This is a genomic window from Hydrocoleum sp. CS-953 (genome assembly GCF_002260545.1).
GTDB lineage: Bacteria > Cyanobacteriota > Cyanobacteriia > Cyanobacteriales > Microcoleaceae > Trichodesmium.
Map to the genome: position 1 here is coordinate 1 of NZ_LGSU01000863.1, position 5102 is coordinate 5102.

At 37.4% G+C, this 5102-nt stretch carries 3 protein-coding genes and 1 pseudogene; all 4 read right to left on the reverse strand.

The features are described 5' to 3' along the window. Window positions 1-28 precede the first annotated feature (28 nt). On the reverse strand, window positions 29-544 hold the full coding sequence (locus AFK68_RS11250; RefSeq protein WP_094672821.1) for a PEP-CTERM sorting domain-containing protein: 516 nt from the start codon (window positions 542-544) through the stop codon (window positions 29-31). A 69-nt stretch (window positions 545-613) separates the two neighbouring features. Continuing rightward, window positions 614-958 (reverse strand): hypothetical protein, encoded by a 345-nt coding sequence (locus AFK68_RS11255; protein ID WP_143437780.1) that lies wholly within the window; start codon window positions 956-958, stop codon window positions 614-616. Window positions 959-2410: 1452 nt separating this feature from the next. Then, window positions 2411-2579, reverse strand: a pseudogene (locus tag AFK68_RS44820) (tetratricopeptide repeat protein); the annotation flags it as partial. Between the two features lie 1779 nt (window positions 2580-4358). Beyond that, a complete protein-coding gene (locus tag AFK68_RS11270) occupies window positions 4359-4835 on the reverse strand; it encodes a helix-turn-helix domain-containing protein (RefSeq protein WP_143437781.1) in 477 nt (158 codons plus the stop codon). Between the last annotated feature and the right edge of the window lie 267 nt (window positions 4836-5102).

A 5102-nucleotide genomic window follows, 5' to 3' on the forward strand; every position in this document is an offset into this window, starting at 1 on the left:
TTTAGAAATGGCAATGTATTGTTTTGTATTATTGCGTATGTCGCAATAGTAGGGAACGAACACCGAAACCACCTAATAGAAATAGACCAAAAATTGAACCTGGTTCGGGAACTGACTCTGGTGGTGGTTCTGGGTTTATGATATCTGAGAGTCGGCTACCTGGCTCGAAACTGGTATCAATATGTGCAATTTTATTCGGACTATATGAAAATTTGTTTTCATATATATTGATGGTGCGGTTGCCACCGTTTTCGTTTAAAACATGAGTCCCGATGGGTACGTTTGTTGTAGATAAACCCTGTAGATGATTGTAGAAAAAGTCAGAACCAACGGAGTTAGGAGCAAGTATGGAGTCGCCTACGAAAGAGCCGTTTGAGGTGATATGATGAATGCCAGTGAAAAAATTATCGAAGCCAAAATTAGCAAGAACTTGGTTGGCAGTGTAGGCAAAATCATTATGATCTGTGCCAATAAAAATACCACCTCCAACATCCTGTAGTGCTAGTGCTTGATTAACAGTCATTGCTCCAGCAGAAGCCGTCATGGTAATATTGTTTTTGTTGCGGAAGGCAAAGGAACTGTCAAGGATAAACTCTGGTTGCTTGTTTGCTGATCATGTATTGAGAGCATCGAAGTCTGCTGCATTAAGAAGGGAAGTTTTGTAGATTCCTGTATCAAACCAAATTTGGTCGTAATAGTCGATAGGTTTAGCATTGAGAAAAGATGCTAAATCTCCTGAAACATGGGTTTGCACAAAATCAACATCGAATACATTGCCATCTTCGTAGTTATCAACAAAGTCAGCGATGGTACTACGAAAATTGCCTAAGCTACCAGTACCCCAACCACGGATAGAGTTTAGGTAAAGAATATTGCTAGTTGCTGTAGCAGGTAGGGCAACAGCTAGTTGTAGAATGGCAAAGGAAACTAAAGGTTTGAACATTTTTTTGATCATCATAGGATTTGTAATGGTTAAGTTTTGGGTTAGATGTAGGAGCAAAACGCTGTTTGCACAATTAGTTAGACGTAGGTTGGGTTTTCGGCTAAGAGCCGACATGAAACGCTGCGCGACATGTTTGCGCTAGCATTCCGAAGGAAAAAGCGACAGCGCAACCCAACAACAAAGTTGTATCTGTTGTTTTTGGGTTTTTCCGTTGGAAATGCTCCGCAAACGTACCTCAACCCAACCTACGGTTAGATTAAATGTAGAAACACCCTCTGGTTACTGCTTTTATTCATAACTAAGGAAAGTCTAGCACAAGCCAATCAAAGCATTGTCGAAAATCAACAGCAAAAGATCAATCTTGTCGATCTTCGACAAAAAATATGTGGAGCGATACAATGCCTCGATAATTAGCTATAATTAAATTTTATGTTTGTAGTGCCCTGTCAAGCTTGAAAATGTGCATTAAAAAACCTCACCCCCCAACCCCCTTCCTATCCCCCCCTGCTCCCCTTTGAAAGGGGGGAGAGGAGGGAAGGGGGGAATTTCTCCCCTCTCTTCGCAGGAGAGGGGTTGGGGGAGAGGTCTTAGTACGTTGCTCCATCCTAACCCACAATTTAAGGCTTGACGCGCCAGTAGTTTTGCTCTAACCCAGAAATATAATAGGTTTTAGGACTAAAGTCCAACTACGAACCTGTTTTAGGACTAAAGTCCAACTACAAGCTACATTATTAATTTTTTTGAGAAGCGATCGCTCCTATAACCGATTTAGAAGTGCTAATGTATTATTCGGTCTTATTGCGATATACGCAATAGTAGAGAACGAACACCAAAACCTGCCAAGGCAAACAACCTAATATTGAACTAAGTTCGGGTGATTCCTTTGATTAAATGTTGACCCTGATTAAGTTATAGCATTTCTCAAAAACTTTTCTATATTTACTTGAGCAGGAGAGTAGGGGTGTGGGTAGGGAAGTTGTATAACAAAAATGCGTTTTCCGTCCCGGAATGCTCCGCTTTCCATGTCGCGCAGCGTTTTGCTGGCGCACAACTTTCCGTTCCGGAATGCTCCTAATTACGCACTTCGGCTGTCGCCGACATATAAAGCGGAGCTTTGCGTTAGCAAAACGTCCCTACAGGAGAAGTAAACATAAGAATAATTAACGTTAAATTCCCTCACATTAGCAAAAAGGTAATTTAGCTTAGATTAATTACTTAATAGCTGAAGTGTTACCTAAGTATAGCATTAATCCATCGGAATTGGTATTAACTAGAACCCGCCCCTACTATTACAACATTTTAGTTGTTCACGCCACTACTTATATCTCAATTATTCCTCCCTCTATTCAACTTATCAAGCTTTTGTAGAAAATAACTTTCTCGATATCCTCCCAATTGTCTCGATAATTCTAAACCTCTTTGAAAAGATGACATTGCCAAACCAAAAGCTTTTAACTGTGAATAAANGCTTTTGTAGAAAATAACTTTCTCGATATCCTCCCAATTGTCTCGATAATTCTAAACCTCTTTGAAAAGATGACATTGCCAAACCAAAAGCTTTTAACTGTGAATAAACTTGCCCCATGCGGTCATAAGTTTCCATCATCCCATAAACATTAACAAACTGTTGATCCATCAACAATTGCACCTTATATATTTCAATTGCTGCCTCTTTTTCATCCTGAGAAAGATAGAGAGCAGCCAAATTTTCTAAAGCATCACTAGCAGTTACAAATCGTTGAATTGATTGAGCAATATCATAAGCTTCCTGATAGTATTGACTAGCAAGATTAAGTCTGCCAAGTTCCTCATAATCTCCACCAATAGATATTTTTATCTCTGGAACTTCTACAATATTTTGTTGACCTTCGTAAAAATCTACTAACCTTTCTTTCGCCGTAATTGCTTGTAAAGGTTGCCCCCCTTGATTATAAATAAAAGCCAATTGTTCGAGAGTATTTACCTTTTCAAAATTACCACTTACAGGAGGATTTGTTGTTTCTATTTCAGATATTTCTGAACTACTCTGCTGCTGAACCTCCAATAATTCCTCATAGGCGATCGCTGCATTATCATAATCTAACCAATTCANCTAACCTTTCTTTCGCCGTAATTGCTTGTAAAGGTTGCCCCCCTTGATTATAAATAAAAGCCAATTGTTCGAGAGTATTTACCTTTTCAAAATTACCACTTACAGGAGGATTTGTTGTTTCTATTTCAGATATTTCTGAACTACTCTGCTGCTGAACCTCCAATAATTCCTCATAGGCGATCGCTGCATTATCATAATCTAACCAATTCAAATGTATTTCTCCTATAGCAGTTAAAGCTTGTTTTAATGTAGCGACATCCTCTTTTTTCCTTGCCTCAACAATAACTTGTTGATAAACTTCAACTGCTGGATCTTTAGCTCGAACTGTATTAAATGCCGAACCTAATGCTTGTAATAATTCCAAATTAGGAGGTTCTTCCTCTTGAATTTCTGGTTGTAAAATTTCCAGTCTTCTTGTAATCCATTCCACCTGTAATTTTTGACTATTATTCCATGCTATTTCAGCAACTCTTGACAAAGCTACCAACTCTTCTGCTTTACCAAGATAACGACGCAAACGCAATTCTCTGTTCCAAGTTTCAAAAGCTTTAGTTGTTTCTCCTGCTCCTAATAACCCTGCTGCTTCAACATTAAGTCTGTCAAGTTCTTGGGAAAGTTCTTCTCGTTTTTCTCCACTTAGAATTCCAGAAGTAGGAGGATTTGGTAATAGTGGATCTGGTTCAGTGCTTTCTAGGGGGTTAGGAGAAAATATATTTGGAGATTCTAAATTTTCCTCTGTTTCTGTTTGACGTTGAGAAATAATATTTATAGTTGTTTTTCTCAGAGTATATTCAGAAAATTCAGGAGTTTTTGCCAAACAATAAGTTGAAAAGTAAAGGTAAAAAAAACTGCTAGTTAGAAGTAAATTTTTAATTTTGAGCATTTTTACTAGATTGTTTAATGGTTAAAGTTGAACCATTAATTATAATTCAATCTAATCCAGTCGGGAAATCTGAACATAAAGATCGAGAAGCAGTAAGATTTAGAAAAATATCAAACTTTATCTATTGACTCGCTCTGGTAGCTTTAACACAGTCTGAAAACTAGAAAAAAATCGCTTTTATTTAACTACAACATGACTCACACTTTAACCAATAAACCCTGTTTTTGCTAGATATTTATCTGTTTAAACCAAGAATTTTTATCAGAAACTGGGTTTGTTTGTGTAATTCCTATAAAAAATATATGTTTGATGTGAATATTAATTTGACTTAAACACTTCTATCCTCTGCAATATTTACGCAAAGGCTCTCTATCTTTATAAATCAGTCAAGATATTGCTGTTAATTGCTCAATATTTGTCTAATTAATTTCTCACATTAACTACTCTTCGCCAATCCATCTACTATCAACTTGCTCGAATGTACCGTTAAAATTAAACATTGTTGCCGTTGCCAAAGTCTCAATCCAGACCGTCGCTCCACAAGAATGAGGTTTATCGGGTCGATAAACAATTTTACAAGGACCGTGAATCTCAATTTCGTGACCTCTGGCTAAAGTCTTGCTTCCTCGTTTGGCAGAAAGTACATAAAGATCGGTATTTTTATTATCTTTATTAACAGTAATATTAGGACGATTGAAATGAATAGTATTTTTGCCACAATGTCTACATGAGTGCCAACGGGGGTTAGGTCCGCGCTTTTTACGAGAAACTCTTGGCATTCCTCTATATAAAGGAATCACCCAAGTGCGACCATTGATTTTTCTGGCTCCTTGAATCCGACCTTCTTTGATTAAGACTCGTACTCTTTGAGTTGAAATATTCAATAAAGAAGCTGCTTCTGTCGTTCCAACAAACATGATTTTGTTACTATTGCGATATACGCAATAGTAAAATTTGCAGCATTTTTTGTCAATAGTGCTTAATATAATGCAAGTGGTATACCAAAACTTTCTCCTTTCTGGTTAGAGAAAGTTCTACCATAAAAGTATGAATATATTTAGGTTTTGATCTTCCCCTTTGATAGTTTTAAGGAATAGGGAAGATGGGGAGTAATATCATGCCAGATAATTAGGGTTTGCTGAAAAAGTCTTTTTTAAGGAGTAGGGGAGCGGGGGAGTAGGGGA